The following is a 15,317-nucleotide window of genomic DNA, read 5'->3' as shown; positions in this document are numbered from 1 at the left end:
GCGCTACGCCCTCCGGCGCAGCGCGGCGGTGCTCTCGCGCAGGAGGCGGACCGCGCGGGAGCGCGGGAGCCCGGCCACCTCCTCGCCCCGGGCGCGCCACTGGCCCGCCGGAGCACCCTCCGGCGGATCAGCGAGACGGCGCACGGTCTCGTGCATCACCGGGTAGTCCTGGCGCGCACCGAGTCTGCGCGCCAGGGCCACGAAGATCGCCGCCTCGGCGGAGCCCGGGTCCGTCGCCACCAGGTACGCGCCGACGGCCAGCGCCATGGTCGCCGCCTGCGGCAGATCCCAGTATCCGGTGACCCCGAACATCGCCTCGTCCCCCGCGGTCAGCGCCGCCACCAGCTCGCGCCCCGACTCCGGCTCCCCGCACGCCACGACACCGAGCAGAGCGATCGCCACCAGCATCTCGCCACCGGGATCCCTGCTGCCGTTGGGGATCCGTCGCACCAGCAGTTCGCCGGCCCGCCGGTAGAGCGCGGCGTCGGGCACGCCCCGCAGCCGCGCCAGCTCGGCGGTGCCGATCATCATCGCGGCGACCGCCTCGGGTCCGCCGTCCGGGTCCGGATCGACGGGTTCCCAGTCGCCCTGCAGCGTGCGGTGCAGGGCCTGCGCCTCGTCGAGGCGGCCGAGCGAGCTCAGGCTCGCCACGAGGTACGCGGTCGCCTGCCTCGCGTCCTCCTCGGCGCCGATCGAGGTCAGCTTCTCGGCGGCCGTCCGGTAGCGGCGCTGCGCCTCCTCCCACCGTGCCTGCTGGCCGAGGATGCTCGCGGTGCTCATCGCCAGCATCGCCTCCGTCCACGCGTCGCCCGCGCCGCCGAGCGCGCCGATGGCCGCCGAGTCCTCCAGAGCGCCCACGAGATCGCCGCGGTTCTCCCGCAGGTTCATCCGAGCGGCGAGGGCGTGCAGGCGCACGTCGTCGACGGGCGCGTCCACCCCGGCGAGCACGAGCCGCAGCAGGCCGAAGACGGAGCGCTGCAGGAAGAGGGCGCTGAAGTACTCGGCCGGGTCGAGCAGCGTCCGCTCGGGGCGGTGCAGGCGACGGATCATGGTGCGGCCCCGCACCACGTGCCGCGCCTTCGGGTCGGCCCCGGGCGCCGCGCACGCGGCGAGCACCGTCGCCTGCCACAGCTCGCGATCCTCGTCGCCGAGGCCGGCCACGAGCGCCGGGCGCGGATCGGGCAGGGCGTGCACGATCCGGATGCCCAGCTCCTGCACCTGCGCGTGCAGGCTGCGCATCGACCACAGCCCCGCGAGCAAGGGGAAGACGCGGATCACCGTCCACATCGCGTCGCGATCGCCGGCCGTCAGCGCGCTGACGGCACCGCGGAGCACGAAAGCAAGGTTCTCGAGATCGTCCGCGAGCCGACCGATCACCCCGTGCCCACCGACGGATCGGTACTCGCGCCACATCTGCGCCGACAGCGCCGCCGCCCACGACGCCATCGCCCGATCCACGCCGGTGCCCTCGCCGGTCCCGTCGATCGATCGCGGTGCCTCGGCGAGCCGCTCCTCGCCGAACTCGCGCACCGTCTCCAGCATCCGGTAGCGGGTGCGACCGCCGCTCTCCGTGACGTGGAGCAGGGACTGGTTGACGAGGGATTCCAGCGCATCGTCGAGCGCGATCGGGTCCAGTCCGGTGACCGCGGCGGCAGCGGCGGTGTCGAAGCCCGCGGGGAAGCGGCACAGGCGCCGCAGCGTCCGCTGAGCGTCGGATTCGAGGAGCTCCCAACTCCATTCGATCACGGCATGCAGAGTGCGGTGCCGGTCCGGCGCCGAGCGGTCGGCGGAGCGCAGCAGCGCGAACCGCTGCTCCAGTCGGTCGGTGATCTCCTCCACGCTCAACGTGCGCACCCGGGCCGCGGCGAGCTCGATCGCCAGCGGCAGCCCGTCCAGGCGTCGGCACAGTTCCGCGACGGCGCCGCCGGGCAGGGGCACGTCGGGCCGGACGGCGCGGGCGCGCTGGGCGAACAGTTCGACCGCGGCGGAGGTGGATCCGGCGGTCGCCAGCACGGGCAGCGGGTGCACCCGCTCCGCCCGGATCCGCAACGGCGCACGGCTGGTCGCGAGCACGGTGACGCCGGGAGCACCCGCGACGAGGTCCCCCACCACCTCCGCACAGGCGTCGACGACCTGCTCGCAGTTGTCCAGCACGACGAGGCAGCGCCGGCGTCCCAACGCCTCCACCACCCGGGCGCCGAGATCGCGGATCGCCCTGCGCGGCATCCCGTCCGCGCCCAGGTCCGCCTCCGCGAGACCGAGTACGCGCGAGACCGCCGGCAGCACACCGTCGGCGGAGCGGACGGCGGCGAGCGGCACGTAATAGACCGGGGTGCCCGCCTCCGCCACGGCGAGGCCGACCGCTTCGGCGATGCGGGTCTTGCCGACTCCACCCGGCCCGAGGACGGTGACCACCCGGGACTCCCCCAGGAGCCGCACCAGCTCGGCGCGCTCCGCGTCGCGGCCGATCAGCGGTGTGACCTCGGCGGGCAGGCCCACCGCGGCGGCGCGCGACGGTGCCGACGACGCGGGGGCGCCGTCCGTCAGGAGTTCGCGGTGCAGCCGAGCCGCCTCCTCGCCGGGCTCGGTGCCCAGTTCGGTGATGGAGACGCGGCGCAACTCGGCGTAGGCCGCGAGGGCCTCGGCCGTCCGGCCGTCGCGGGCGAGGGCCCGCATCAGCAGGATCCGGGCGGGTTCATCGAGAGGATCGGCGGCGATGCGGCGCTCGGCGATCGCGCGCGCCGTGTCGATCTCACCCGCTGCCAACGCCGCGGTGGCCGACCGCGCCTCGAGTCGATCGAACGCGGCGCCCGCCCGGCGCGCGAGCTCGTGCGCGGGGCCACCGTCGTCGAGATCCTCACCGGGAGCGCCCCGCCACAGCGCGAGGGCGCGCCCCTCGTCGCCCGGTCGCCGCAGCGCCGCCTCGGCGCGCGCGAGATCGGTGTCCGCCGTGAGCCGGTAGCCGCCCGCGACCGCGTCGAGCGCGGCGGGCCGGATGAGCGCACGGACGCGGGAGATCTGGGTGTGCAGCGCGGCGTGCGGCGCCTTGGGCGGCGCGTCACCCCAGACGTCGTCGACGAGACGGTCGGCACTGACCGGGCGTCCGTCCGCGAGGACGAGCGCGACGAGGAGCCGCCGGGCACGGACGCCCGGCACGGCGCGACCGCCGGCGACGACCGGTCCGAGGACGCCGATCATCGCCGCGTGGTCGGTGGCGCTGCCGTCGTGCACCCGGCCAGCGTAGTCGCGGTGGTGCCTTCGGATCGCCCCGGTGGCGACGCGATCAGCGGATGCGCAGCTTGCGCATCCAGCGCAGCACCTGGAGCGTCTGCTGCGCGTACTGGTCGTAGCTCTGCCCCGGCCGAGCCCCGTAGACCTGCTTCTTCATCGTCGCCAGGTTGGTGGTGTCCGTGTACTTGAGCAGCCCCGCATCGCCGTGCCGCACACCCACGCCGGAGGCCTTCCACCCGCCGGACGGGGTGCCCTTACTGGCGAAGGACGCCGCGAAGCCGTCGTTGATGTTGACGTTCCCCGCCTCGAGCTGTGCGCCGATCCGCGCGGCCCGGCGCAGGTCCTTGCCCCACACACTGGCGTTGAGCCCGTAGTGGGTGTCGTTGGCGAGGCGGATGGCCTCCTCGTCGTCCGCGTACCGGAACAGGGCGACGACGGGGCCGAAGGTCTCGGCCGTCGCGAGCTGCATGTCCGGGGTGACACCGGTGAGCACCGTCGGCGCGTAGAAGGCGGGGCCGACGTCCGTGCGCTCGCGACCGCCGCACAGCACGGTGGCGCCCTTGGCGCGCGCGTCCTCGACGTGCGCCGAGACGCGGCGCAGCTGATCGGGCGAGGCGAGCGAGCCCATGTCGGGTTCGTAGTCGTAGGTGGCGCCCAGCTTGAGCGCGCCCGCGGCGGCGACGAACCGGCGGGAGAACTCGTCGAAGATGCGCTCGTGCACGTACATCCGCTCGATGTGCATGCACGCCTGGCCCGCGTTGGCGAAGACGGCGAAGATCGCCGACGTGATCGCCTCGTCGAGGTCCACGTCGTCGAGCACGATCATCGGGTTCTTGCCGCCGAGTTCGAGGCTGCAGCCGATCAGGTTGCGCCCGGCCCGCTCCCCCACGGTGGTGCCCGTGGCACTCGATCCCGTGAACATGACGAAGTCGGACTCGTCGATGAGGGCGGGGCCCACGTCCGGTCCCTGCCCGCAGACCACCTGGAAGAGCCCCTCCGGCGCGCCGGCGCGGCGCAACAGCTCGACGCCGTAGAGCGCCGCGAGGGCGGTCTTGTTGTCCGGCTTGAGCACCACGCCGTTGCCCGCGATGAGAGCGGGGATCGCATCCGAGAGGGCCATCGCGAACGGGAAGTTCCACGGGGCGATGACACCGATGACACCCTTGGGGCGGTGCAGCTCGACGGAGTTGCTGAGCACCGGGATCGGGCCGCCGCGGCGCCGCGAGCGGAGCAGTCCCGGTGCGGCCTTGAGGTAGTGGCTGATCACCATCGGCACGTCGCAGGACTCCTCGAAGGCCATGCGGCGGTTCTTGCCGGTGCCGCTCTGGATGAGGTCGACCAGCAGCTCGTTGTTCTCCAGGATCAGCTCGTGCAGGCGCCGGAAGACCGCGAGCCGCTCCTCGAGCGGACGCTGCGCCCAGTGCCGCTGCGCCTCGCGCGCGGTGGCGAAGGCCGCGATCACGTCGCCGGGGGTCGACTGCGGGAGTGAGCCGATGGCCGCTCCCGTGAACACCTCGGTCATGGTGAACGGTTCGCGACTGCCGTCGGCCACCACCTGCGCGGTGAGGCGCTCGATCAGCTCGTCGGTGACGCGCGCGGGCAGGGTGCTGTCGATCTGCGTGGGCGAAGCCATACCGAACTGTAACCCAAACCCTAGAACTTGTTCTAGATTCGGGGAATGGTCAACCATCTCAATCTGGGCATCAACCTCGGCTACTGGACCCGTGGGCCGGAGGACCACACCGCCGCGGTGGTCGCCGCGGACGAACTCGGCTACGACTACGTCTTCACCGCCGAGGCCTACGGCTCGGACGCCTTCTCGACCCTGGCCTGGTACGGGGCGCGGACGAAGCGGATCAAGCTGGGCACCGCCGTGGCGCAGATCCCCGCGCGCACCCCCACCGCGACCGCGATGCACGCCCTCACCATCGACGGCCTCTCCGGCGGTCGCATGGTGCTCGGCCTCGGCGCCTCCGGCCCCCAGGTCGCCGAGGGCTGGTACGGCAATCCGTTCCCCAAGCCGCTCGCCCGCACCCGCGAGTACGTGGACATCGTGCGGCAGGTGATCGCCCGGGAGGAGCCGGTCACCAGCGCCGGACCGCACTACCCGCTCCCCCTGCCCGGCGGTACCGGCCTGGGCAAGCCGCTCAAGTCCATCGCCCTGCCGGTGCGACCGCGGATCCCGGTCTTCCTCGGCGCGGAGGGCCCGAAGAACGTGGCGCTCTCGACCGAGATCGCCGACGGCTGGCTGCCACTCTTCGTCGATCCGCAACAGGTGGAGACGGTCTTCGGCGAATTCCTCGCGGGTCGCTCCGCCGGCTTCGAGATCGCCGCCACGGTCTCGGTGATCGTCTCCGACGATCTCGACGCGGCTCTGACCCGGGCCAAGATCCCGCTCGCCTTCTACATCGGCGGCATGGGCCACAAGTCGACCAACTTCCACCTCGACCTCATCGGTCGGCTCGGCTTCGCGGACGCCGCCGTCGCGGTCCAGGAGAAGTTCCTCGCCGGCGACCGCGCGGGCGCCATCGCCGCCGTCCCCGACGAGCTCGCCGACTCCATCGCCCTGCTCGGGCCGATCGACCGGATCGCCGAACGGATGCAGCTCTGGCGCGACTCCCCGGTCACGACGGTGCTGTTCAGCGGCGTCCGGGACGAGAGCACCCTGCGCGCCCTGATGGAGGCGGCGCGGGGCTGAGCGTCAGCGCCGCCCGAAGGTGAAGGCGAGATCCCACGGGTCGAGGTCCCACCGGCTGATCGCCTCGATCATCACCGTCGGGGCCGTCGCCACCGTCTCGGGGCTCGACGGTGCGCTGATCGTCGCCGTCCGCTCCCACTCGTCGATGAACGGGGCCCACAGCTCGGAATCGCCCGGCGGCGGCGCGGTCTCGACGACGGTGACGACGCCGCCCGGCGCACCGTCGGCGGGCAGAACGACGAAGAGGCAGAAGGGTTCGCGGCCGGCATCGTGCGCGCCCCGCTCCACGACGAGGTACTCGTCGGTGGCGGCGCAGTGCTCGACCGCGCGCACGAGCACCTCCCGGAAGTCCTCGAAGGTCGACCGCGAGGGCCGCTTCTGCGCGGCCAGCGCGACCGACTGCTCCTGCATGGTCAGGGCCCCGTCGGCGCCCCGCAGCGGGGCCCGCGGCCGCACCAGCAGCGCACCGTCGGCCTCCGACAGGCGCGCCGCCTCGCGATAGCGCCCCTCCTTGCGCGAGACGCGGCCGATCCGGCCGGCCGCCTGCACCTCGCGGAGCCAGGCGTCGTCGGGCACGGACCAGAGGCGGGCGGCACCGTCGGCCGACCAGGTGCGCACGAGCCCCCCGACGCACGGGCTGAGCTCGACCAGGTCCGCATCGTCGTCCGAGTGCGTTTCGAGCATCGTCGCGCCTACAGGAACGCCGCCGTGCTCCCACTCACGGGCATCGCGGGCATCCCGAGCTTGCGGTGATCCCAGCTGCGCACGCGGTCACCGCGCAGGCGCACCGCGACCCGCTTGTTCATCATCGCGTCGATCGCCGGCTTGAGATCCTCGGTGTACGGGCCGAAATAGCGCTCGTAGACCTGCTCGCAGACCGCGCGCACCGTCGCCTCGTCCTCCACGATCTCCGCAGCGCCCTCGATGGTCACGCCGCGCAACTGGTCGTAGGAGTCCCCGGCCTCGATCGACGCGCTCATGACCGGATTGCGGCGCAGGTTCACCACCTTCTGCGACTTGGACTTGGTCTCGATCCACAGGTCACCGTCGATGACGGCGTACCACATGGCGACCAGGTGCGGCGCCCCGCTCGCGCCGAGAGTGGCGATGGTGGCCGTCCGGCTGCGCTCGAGGAAGTCCTCGATCTCCGCCTCGGACATCTGGATCGCGCCGCGCTGATTCGTTCCCATGTGATCAGCGTGCCAGGTTCAGGCGGTCGACGGCATCGGAGAACTCGCCGACCAGCTCCGCCATGATCTCGGCGACGGGCCGCACCGCGTTCATCCTGCCCACGATCTGGCCGACGGGCATCGCCACCACCGAGGGGTCACCCGAGGCGTGGATCCGGCTGTGCGCCTCCCCCACCAGCAGGTTCTGCAGGGGCATGGGCAGCGCCGACGGTGCGCCGGGCTGCTCCCACGCCTCCGTCCACCGGGTCTTGAGCAGGCGGGCGGGCTTGCCGGAGAAGATCCGGGTGCGCACCGTGTCGGCGCTCGTCGCGGAGACCAGGGCCTCCTGCATGGTCTGCGACTTCGTGTGCGTCTCGAGGTACTCGGTGGTGGTGAGCCAGTACGAGCCCATCCACACCCCCTCGGCACCGAGGGTCAGCGCCGCGGCGATCTGCCGGCCGGAGCCGATGCCGCCCGCGGCGACGACGGTCGCGTCCTCACCCACCTCGTCGACGATCTCCGGGAGCAGCACCATCGAGCCGATCTCGCCGGTGTGGCCGCCCGCCTCGTAGCCCTGCGCGATGACGATGTCGACGCCGTTGTCGACGTGGGCGCGGGCGTGCTTGGCGCGGCCGGCGAGCGCGGCGACCTTGACGCCGTGCTCGTGCGCGGCGTCGATGACGTCCTTCGGCGGCGAGCCGAGGGCGTTGGCGATCAACGAGATCCGGTGCTTGAGTGCGACGTCGACGTGCGATCGGGCCACCGAGTGCAGCCAGCCGAGCACCCCCGCACCGGCGGCACCGTCGGGCAGCTCCGGCACCCCGAGCTCCCGCAGGGTGCGCTCCACGAAGGCGCGGTGCTCGGCGGGGATGAGCTCGGTGAGATCGCCCGCGCTGCCCTCGGTGGGCACCTTGTTGGGCATCACGATGTCGACGCCGTAGGGCCGGCCGTCGGTGTTGGCGTCCATCCAGTCGAGGACGGCGTCGAGCTCGTCGGGGTCGTTGAACCGGACGCAGCCGAGGACGCCGAGGCCGCCGGCCCGGGAGACCGCTGCGGCCACGTGCTCCGACGGGGTGAAGGCGATGACCGGGTACTCGATGCCCAGGTCCTCGCACAGGGGTGTGCGCATGAAACCTCCTGAAGACTTCTTTCCTCCAAACTAGAACCTGTTACTGTTCGGTGGCAGCGGATTGCCGCAATTGCCGACCCCCATTTCTCCGGGGATCCTGGACCGAGGAGCTTTCGCCATGTCCGACAACGCCCCACACGCCCTCGTCGAGCAGCGCGGTCACACCCTGCTCATCACGATGAACCGGCCGGAACGCAAGAACGCGCTCACCGGGGAGATGCTGCAGATCCTCAGCGACGCCTGGGACCGGATCGACGACGATCCGGAGATCCGCAGCGCCGTCCTCACCGGCGCGGGCGGCGCCTTCTGCGCCGGCGCGGACCTGAAGAACATGGCGAAGTCGAACCCGGGCGAGGCGATGAAGGAGGGCAGCGCCTTCGATCCGGCCCGGATCCCGGGACTGATCAAGGGCCGCCGCCCCGGCAAGCCGCTCATCGCCGCGGTCGAGGGCGCCGCCATCGCCGGTGGCACGGAGATCCTGCAGGGCACCGACATCCGCGTCGCGGGCGAGAGCGCGAAGTTCGGTGTGTCCGAGGCCAAGTGGAGCCTCTACCCGATGGGCGGCTCGGCCGTCCGGCTGCCGCGGCAGATCCCCTACACGGTGGCGGCGGATCTACTGCTCACCGGTCGGCACATCACCGCGGCCGAGGCCAAGGAGTACGGCCTGATCGGCCACGTCGTGCCCGACGGCACCGCGCTAGACAAGGCCCTGGAGTTGGCCGACCTGATCAACGCGAACGGCCCGCTGGCCGTGCAGGCGATGCTGCGCACCATGCGCGCGACCGAGGGCATGCACGAGGAGGAGGCCTTCGCGATCGACGCGAAGGAGGGCCTGCCCGTCTTCCTCTCCCGCGATGCCAAGGAGGGCCCGCGCGCCTTCGCCGAGAAGCGCACCCCCGCCTTCGAGGGCCGCTGAGCCTCCCGCGCGAGCGCCCGCTGTGACTCGACAGCAGGAGAGCCCTGATCCTCGGCTGAAGGATCAGGGCTCTCCTGCTGTTGCGTCGGGTGGTCAGGCGTACTGGGCGCGCAGCGCCTTCTTGTCGGGCTTGCCGAGGGGGCTCACGGGGATCGATTCGACGAGGTCGACGGTCTTGGGCGTGTAGACGGCCCCCTTCCGATCGCGGACCAGCGCGCGCAGTTCCTCGACGTCGACGCTTGCGCCGGCGCGGGGGACCACGACCGCTTTGACCGCCTCGCCCCACTTCTCATCGGGCACGCCGATCACCGCGACCGAGGCGACGGACGGGTGCGTCGAGATCACGTCCTCGACCTCGCGGGGGAAGACGTTGAAGCCGCCGGTCACCACCATGTCCTTCTTCCTGTCGACGATGTAGAGGTAGCCCTCGTCGTCGAACCGGCCCACGTCGCCGGTGTGCAGCCAGCCGTGCGCGGTGGCCTCGGCGGTCTGCTCGGGCTTGTTCAGGTAGCCCTGCATGACCAGCGGCCCGCGCACGCAGATCTCCCCCGGCGCACCGGGTTCGACAGGGCGCCCGGCGTCGTCGAGCAGGGCGACGTTCACCCACGGGACGGGCTTGCCGCAGCTCGCCAGCCGCTCCGGCTTCGACGGGTCGTGGTCGGCGCGGCGGAGCACGGAGATGGTCATGGGGCACTCGGCCTGGCCGTAGAACTGGAAGAACTTGGGGCCGATGCGCTCGATGGCCTCGGTGAGCCGGGTCGGCGAGATCGCGGAGGCGCCGTAGAAGACGGTCTCCAGGCTGGAGAGGTCGTAGTCGTCGAACTTCGGGTGATCGAGCAGGGCGTAGATCATGGTGGGCACCAGCATCGTCGCGGTGATGCGGTACTTCTCGATGGCCGCCAGCACCGCCTCGGGCTCGAACCGGGGCAGCACCACCATCGAACCGCCGGACATCGACGTCGGGTTCCAGAAGGCACCGCCCGCGTGGCTGAGCGGCGCGCACACCAGGAACCGGATCTCCTGCGGCCATTCCCATTCCGTGCGCTGGATGCGCAGCAGGGAGGCGCCGCCGGAGTAGCTGAGCATGACGCCCTTGCTCTTGCCCGTGGTACCGCCGGTGTAGGCCAGGCTGGCGGTCGACGACGGGTCCGCGGTGTGCGCGGCGAGCGGTCCGGGCTCGAACCCGGCCGCGACGGCGGTCAGGTCGACCCCGTGCTCCGTGGGGCCGAGCGAGAGCAGGGTCTTCAGGCCGGGCACGCGTTCCCGCAGGTCCGCGGCGCGCTGTTCGTAGAGCTGCGGGTCGTAGATGAGCGTCTCGATTCCCGCGTCCTCCATGACGTAGACGTGATCGTCGAGCGAGCCCATCGGGTGCAGCGCGGCGAACCGGACGCCGGTGATCAGATTGGTGGACTGGGCGATCAGCACCTCGTGCCGATTGCCCGAGAGCATCGCGACCGGGCTGCCGACGCCCAGGCCGAACGACGCGTAGGCCTGGGCGTACCGGCTCACCTCGTCGCGCACCTGGGCGTAGGTGAGCGTGCTGTCCCCCTCGGGCCCGGTGACGTGCACGGCCGTCCGGTCGGAGTAGGCGCCCAGCGAACCGAGCAGGATGTCGCCGGCGAGCGGCTCGCGGTGCAGATCGTCCATGGAACACCTCGTGGATCGTGACGGGGATACCGGCGCGGAACGCGGTACGAACTTTCTTCACGGTAAAGGCATCGCGCCGTTTCCGGGATACCCTTGCGCCAAAAAGTTAGAACATGTTTCACTCGTGAGGTGACCGCTGAACCGCAGACCCTCTCGGCGCCGATGCACCTGTCCTTCGACTACACCCGGTCGCTCGGGCCGGTCCTGGGCGCGTTCATGACGAACCTCCGCGCGCGCCGCATCGTCGGCACCCGGGACGCGGCCGGACGGGTGCACGTGCCCCCGCTCGAGTTCGATCCCGACACCACCGCCGCCCTCACCGAGGTGGTCCCCGTCTCCGACACCGGCACGGTGACCTCCTGGAGCTGGAACCAGCACCCCGTCGACGGGCAGCCCTTCGACCGGCCGTTCGCCTACGCCCTCATCCGGCTCGACGGTGCCGACACGGCGCTGCTGCACGCCGTCAATGTCGCGAGCAGCGCCGACATGGCGACCGGGATGCGGGTGCACGCCCGCTGGGCGGCCGAGACGACCGGCGCGATCGGCGACATCACGCACTTCGTGCCCGGCGAGGGCGGCGGCGTCCCCGACGTCGCGGAGCCTGCCGGCGAGCCGATCGAGATCCTCACCACCCCCGTGGAACTGCGGCTCGAGCACTCGGCGTCCGAACCCGAGACGCGGTACCTGCGGGCCCTCGCCGAAGGGCGGTTGCTGGGCCAGCGCTGCGGGAAGTGCGGCAATGTCTACGTCCCGCCCCGCAACGCCTGCCCGATCGACGGCATCCCCACCACGGACGAGGTCGACCTCCCGGACACCGGCGTCGTCACCACCTTCTGCGTGGTCAACGTGCCCTTCCAGGGCCAGCGGATCAAGCCCCCGTACGTCGCCGCCTACGTGCTGATCGACGGTGCCGACATCCCGTTCCTGCATCTCGTGCTCGGCTGCGACCCCTCCGAGGTGCGCATGGGCATGCGCGTGCGCGCCGTGTGGAAGCCGCGCGAGGAATGGACCGAGAGCCCCGGCAACATCTCCCACTTCGAGCCGACCGGCGACCCGGACGCCCCCTACTCCAGTTACGAGAAGCACCTGTGAGCACACGCACCTGCACCGATCCCGACGGCTCCGTCGCCGTCGTCGGCTACGCCGCCACTCCGTCGCTGCGCGCCGCCCAGACCACCACCAACGGCGTGGAGATGCTGATCCCGCTGTTCGCCGATGCGTTCGCGCAGACCGGCCTCACCAAGTCCGACATCGGATTCTGGTGCTCCGGCTCGTCGGACTACCTTGCCGGGCGGGCCTTCTCGTTCATCGCCGCGATCGACTCCATCGGCGCCGTGCCGCCGATCAACGAGTCGCACGTGGAGATGGACGCCGCCTGGGCCCTGTACGAGGCGTGGGTGAAGATCCGCACGGGCGAGGTCGACACCGCGCTCGTCTACGGCTTCGGCAAGTCCTCCGCCGGGGTCCTGCGCCGCACTCTCACCATGCAGCTCGACCCGTACACCGTCGCGCCGCTCTGGCCCGATTCGGTGTCCGTCGCCGCGCTGCAGGCCCGCGCCGGCATCGACTCGGGCGCGTGGACCGAGGCCGACATGGCCGCCGTCGCCGCACGCAGCCTGGGCGATGCCACAGCGAATCCGGGCGCGCAGGTCTCGCGCACCGTCGACGCCGACAAGCTACTGGCCGAACCGCTCTGGGCGGATCCGCTGCGCCGGCACGACATCGCGCCCGTCACCGACGGCGCCGCGGTCGCCGTCCTGGCCTCGGCGGAACGCGCCCGCGAGATCCGTGAGAACCCGGCGTTCATCACCGGGCTCGAGCACCGGATCGATTCGCCCGCCTTGGGATCGCGCGACCTGACACAGTCCCCGTCGACGACGGCCGCTGCCCGCGCCGCGGGTGCCGACGGCGTGCGCCTCGCCGAGCTGCACGCGCCGTTCACGCACCAGGAGCTGATTCTGCGCAATGCGATCGGCCTCGGGGACGATGTACGGATCAACCCGTCCGGCGGTGCGCTCGTGGGTAATCCGATGTTCTCCGCCGGCCTGGCGCGGATCGGTGAGGCGGCGCGCGCCGTGTGGAACGGCGACGCCGAGCGCGTCCTCGCCCACGCCACGAGCGGGCACGCCCTGCAGCAGAACCTGATCGCAGTGATGGAGGCCAAGTGATGGGTAAGCCCACCGCCGTACTCGGAACGGGACAGACCCGTCACCGCGCCAAGCGCACGGACGTCTCGATGGCCGGCATGATCCGCGAGGCCGTCGACGCCGCGCTGCTCGACGCCGGCACCACGATGGCCGACATCGACGCGATCGTGATCGGCAAGGCGCCGGACATGTTCGAGGGCGTCATGATGCCCGAGCTGTTCCTCGCCGACGCCCTGGGCGCCGTCGGCAAGCCGCTGCTGCGCGTGCACACGGCGGGCTCGGTGGGCGGTTCGACCGCCGCCGTCGCCGCCGCCCTGGTGAAATCCGGTGTGCACAAGCGGGTGCTCACCGTCGCCTGGGAGAAGCAGTCGGAGTCGAACGCCATGTGGGCGCTGTCGATCCCGGTTCCGTTCACGGTCCCCGTCGGTGCGGGAGCGGGCGGCTACTTCGCCCCGCACGTACGCTCCTACATCCGGCGCTCGGGCGCCCCCGAGCACGTCGGTGCGATGGTCGCCGTGAAGGACCGACGCAACGGCGCGCGCAATCCGCTCGCCCACCTGCACCAGCCCGACATCACCCTCGAATCGGTGCAGGCGTCGCAGATGCTGTGGGACCCGATCCGATTCGACGAGACCTGCCCGTCGTCCGACGGCGCGTGCGCCATCGTGCTCGGCGACGAGGAGGCGGCCGCCGCCTCGGAGGCCGCCACCGGCAACCGCGTCGGCTGGGTCCTCGCGACCGCCATGCGCACCGAGCCGCTGGCCTACGCCGGCCGCGAGCACGTGAGCCCGCGCGCCGGCCAGGACGCCGCGGCCGCCCTCTGGCGCGACGCCGGCATCACCGATCCGCTGAGTCAGGTCGACGCCGCGGAGATCTACGTGCCGTTCTCCTGGTTCGAGCCGATGTGGCTCGAGAACCTCGGCTTCGTGCCCGAAGGCCAGGGCTGGAAGCTCACCGAATCCGGCGGCACCGAGATCGGCGGCGAGCTGCCGGTCAATCCGTCGGGCGGCGTGCTCTCGTCCAACCCGATCGGCGCCTCCGGCATGATCCGGTTCGCCGAGGCCGCCAAGCAGGTCATGGGCCGGGCCGGGGACTACCAGGTCGACGGCGCCCGCACCGCCCTCGGCCACGCCTACGGCGGCGGCTCGCAGTACTTCTCCATGTGGCTGGTGGGCGCGGACAAGCCGCAGTAGCCACTCCCGAACGCGAGTAGCCCGCGCATCGCTATCGTCCCGCCCGACGTAGAAGCCCACCCAGGACCAGCGCCACCGCGACAGCGGACGCGGCGAACCACGCGGGCCCCGCGCCCCCACCGACGCGTTCGAGCGCGGCACCGGCGCCCACCGGACCGGCCACCGCGCCGACGTTGAGCGCCGCGGTGGCGTAGGCGCCCGCCATGGTGGGCGTCCGCCCTGCGGCCGAGTCGATCACGAGCGCGATCAAGGTCCCGCCGACGGCGAACGCGAGCAGGCCTGCCGCAGGCACGGCCGTCAGCAGAACGAGCGGTGCCCGGCCACCGGTCGCGAGCGCCGCCCACGCGCCCACCAGAGTCGGGGCGGCCGTGGCGAGAAGCGCCCACGGGCGTGCGTCAGCGATCCGCCCGACGAGGGCAACACCGAGGCACGCCCCGACTCCGAAGAGCAGCAGCACTCCGGGAATCCACGAAGGTGAGAGCGTCTCCTGCACCGGGACGGCGAGATACGTCAGCATCCCGAAGGTTCCCGCGTTCACCAGCGCGGTCAGAGCGAGCAGCACTGCCGCCCTCGGGTTCCGGAGCGCGCGGATCTCCCCACGCAACGACGGGCGGCCGCCGGCGGCCTCGGATCGATCCCCCGGCGCCACGGCGAGGATCGCAACGAACGGCGGCAGGCAGAGCACCGCGACCGCCCAGAACAGGGTTCGCCACCCCGCCGCCGCGCCCACGACGGCACCGGCCGGGACGCCCGCGACCATGGCGATCGTGGTGCCGGCCAGCAGAACCGACAGGGCGCGGGCGCGGCGGTCGGGGCCCACGGCGGCCGTCGCCACCGTGAAGGCGACGGCGAGGAAGCCGGCGTTGGCGACCGCCGCCAGTACCCGGGTCACGAGCAGCACCGGCAGGGACGCGGTGAGCGCACCGACGGCGTGGACCGCCGCGAACACCGCGAGGAACACGAGCAGGGCCGCGCGCGGGGGCCACCGTCGCGCGAGGGCGGCGGTGGCCGGTGCACCGACGACCATGCCCAGCGCGTAGGCGGAGACGAGGCCGCCCGCGGCGGACGTGGTGACCGCGAGATCGTCGGCGAGAGCGGGCAGGACGCCGGAGAGCATGAATTCGGAGGTACCCATCGCGAAGACGGCGAGGGCGAGGAACAGGACGAGCCGAGGCACGAAGAACTCC

General features: G+C 72.1%; 12 protein-coding genes. 5 read left to right on the top strand and 7 right to left on the bottom strand.

Annotation, left to right across the window (positions count from 1 at the left end; translation table 11 throughout):
• Positions 1-3: 3 nt before the first annotated feature.
• Positions 4-3,231 (bottom strand): ATP-binding protein, encoded by a 3,228-nt coding sequence (locus tag BLQ62_RS03695; protein ID WP_068567223.1) that lies wholly within the window; start codon positions 3,229-3,231, stop codon positions 4-6.
• Between the two features lie 52 nt (positions 3,232-3,283).
• Positions 3,284-4,864, bottom strand: a complete 1,581-nt coding sequence (locus BLQ62_RS03690) for a succinic semialdehyde dehydrogenase (RefSeq protein ID WP_068567225.1) — start codon at positions 4,862-4,864, stop codon at positions 3,284-3,286.
• A 45-nt stretch (positions 4,865-4,909) separates the two neighbouring features.
• On the opposite strand from BLQ62_RS03690, the gene BLQ62_RS03685 reads away from it, so the two are divergent.
• Positions 4,910-5,929, top strand: a complete 1,020-nt coding sequence (locus BLQ62_RS03685) for an LLM class F420-dependent oxidoreductase (protein WP_068567226.1) — start codon at positions 4,910-4,912, stop codon at positions 5,927-5,929.
• Positions 5,930-5,932: 3 nt separating this feature from the next.
• Here BLQ62_RS03685 and BLQ62_RS03680 read toward each other — a convergent pair whose 3' ends face one another.
• From BLQ62_RS03680 to BLQ62_RS03670, 3 genes are read right to left on the bottom strand one after another with little or no spacing between them, the layout of a single operon-like run.
• On the bottom strand, positions 5,933-6,613 hold the full coding sequence (locus BLQ62_RS03680; protein ID WP_068536536.1) for a hypothetical protein: 681 nt from the start codon (positions 6,611-6,613) through the stop codon (positions 5,933-5,935).
• 8 nt (positions 6,614-6,621) lie between these two features.
• Positions 6,622-7,119 carry a pyridoxamine 5'-phosphate oxidase family protein gene (locus BLQ62_RS03675; protein WP_068536538.1) on the bottom strand — a complete coding sequence of 166 codons (498 nt, stop codon included), beginning with the start codon at positions 7,117-7,119 and terminating at the stop codon, positions 6,622-6,624.
• 4 nt (positions 7,120-7,123) lie between these two features.
• Positions 7,124-8,227 carry an NAD(P)H-dependent flavin oxidoreductase gene (locus BLQ62_RS03670; protein WP_068536540.1) on the bottom strand — a complete coding sequence of 368 codons (1,104 nt, stop codon included), beginning with the start codon at positions 8,225-8,227 and terminating at the stop codon, positions 7,124-7,126.
• A gap of 118 nt (positions 8,228-8,345) precedes the next feature.
• Between BLQ62_RS03670 and BLQ62_RS03665 the strand changes: the two genes are divergently transcribed.
• Positions 8,346-9,143 (top strand): crotonase/enoyl-CoA hydratase family protein, encoded by a 798-nt coding sequence (locus tag BLQ62_RS03665; protein WP_068567228.1) that lies wholly within the window; start codon positions 8,346-8,348, stop codon positions 9,141-9,143.
• A 93-nt stretch (positions 9,144-9,236) separates the two neighbouring features.
• On the opposite strand, the gene BLQ62_RS03660 is transcribed toward BLQ62_RS03665, so the two are convergent.
• Complete coding sequence (locus BLQ62_RS03660; RefSeq protein ID WP_068567230.1) at positions 9,237-10,790, bottom strand: AMP-binding protein; 1,554 nt, start codon at positions 10,788-10,790, stop codon at positions 9,237-9,239.
• A 129-nt stretch (positions 10,791-10,919) separates the two neighbouring features.
• Here BLQ62_RS03660 and BLQ62_RS03655 point away from each other — a divergent pair, with 129 nt between their 5' ends.
• Genes BLQ62_RS03655 through BLQ62_RS03645 form a run of 3 tightly spaced genes read left to right on the top strand, consistent with a single transcriptional unit; the run spans position 10,920 to position 14,130 of the window.
• Positions 10,920-11,882: a Zn-ribbon domain-containing OB-fold protein gene (locus tag BLQ62_RS03655; RefSeq protein WP_414929918.1), complete on the top strand. Its 963-nt coding sequence runs from the start codon at positions 10,920-10,922 to the stop codon at positions 11,880-11,882.
• Positions 11,879-12,958 (top strand): thiolase domain-containing protein, encoded by a 1,080-nt coding sequence (locus tag BLQ62_RS03650; RefSeq protein ID WP_068567231.1) that lies wholly within the window; start codon positions 11,879-11,881, stop codon positions 12,956-12,958. The genes BLQ62_RS03655 and BLQ62_RS03650 overlap by 4 nt, the downstream gene beginning before the upstream one ends.
• On the top strand, positions 12,958-14,130 hold the full coding sequence (locus BLQ62_RS03645; protein WP_068567233.1) for a thiolase domain-containing protein: 1,173 nt from the start codon (positions 12,958-12,960) through the stop codon (positions 14,128-14,130). The genes BLQ62_RS03650 and BLQ62_RS03645 overlap by 1 nt, the downstream gene beginning before the upstream one ends.
• A 31-nt stretch (positions 14,131-14,161) precedes the next feature.
• On the opposite strand, the gene BLQ62_RS03640 is transcribed toward BLQ62_RS03645, so the two are convergent.
• Positions 14,162-15,307, bottom strand: a complete 1,146-nt coding sequence (locus BLQ62_RS03640) for an MFS transporter (RefSeq protein ID WP_068567234.1) — start codon at positions 15,305-15,307, stop codon at positions 14,162-14,164.
• Between the last annotated feature and the right edge of the window lie 10 nt (positions 15,308-15,317).

Source organism: Tsukamurella pulmonis, from assembly GCF_900103175.1.
In the GTDB taxonomy this organism is placed as follows: Bacteria; Actinomycetota; Actinomycetes; order Mycobacteriales; family Mycobacteriaceae; genus Tsukamurella; species Tsukamurella pulmonis.
This window is presented reverse-complemented; position numbering and strand designations above follow the sequence as displayed.

Bases quoted from the DNA above. Each gene is read 5' to 3' on its own strand.
- BLQ62_RS03690 (WP_068567225.1), bottom strand. From the start codon at position 4,864: ATGGCTTCGCCCACGCAGATCGACAGCACCCTGCCCGCGCGCGTCACC.
- BLQ62_RS03685 (WP_068567226.1), top strand. From the start codon at position 4,910: ATGGTCAACCATCTCAATCTGGGCATCAACCTCGGCTACTGGACCCGT.
- BLQ62_RS03680 (WP_068536536.1), bottom strand. From the start codon at position 6,613: ATGCTCGAAACGCACTCGGACGACGATGCGGACCTGGTCGAGCTCAGC.
- BLQ62_RS03675 (WP_068536538.1), bottom strand. From the start codon at position 7,119: ATGGGAACGAATCAGCGCGGCGCGATCCAGATGTCCGAGGCGGAGATC.
- BLQ62_RS03670 (WP_068536540.1), bottom strand. From the start codon at position 8,227: ATGCGCACACCCCTGTGCGAGGACCTGGGCATCGAGTACCCGGTCATC.
- BLQ62_RS03665 (WP_068567228.1), top strand. From the start codon at position 8,346: ATGTCCGACAACGCCCCACACGCCCTCGTCGAGCAGCGCGGTCACACC.
- BLQ62_RS03660 (WP_068567230.1), bottom strand. From the start codon at position 10,790: ATGGACGATCTGCACCGCGAGCCGCTCGCCGGCGACATCCTGCTCGGT.
- BLQ62_RS03645 (WP_068567233.1), top strand. From the start codon at position 12,958: ATGGGTAAGCCCACCGCCGTACTCGGAACGGGACAGACCCGTCACCGC.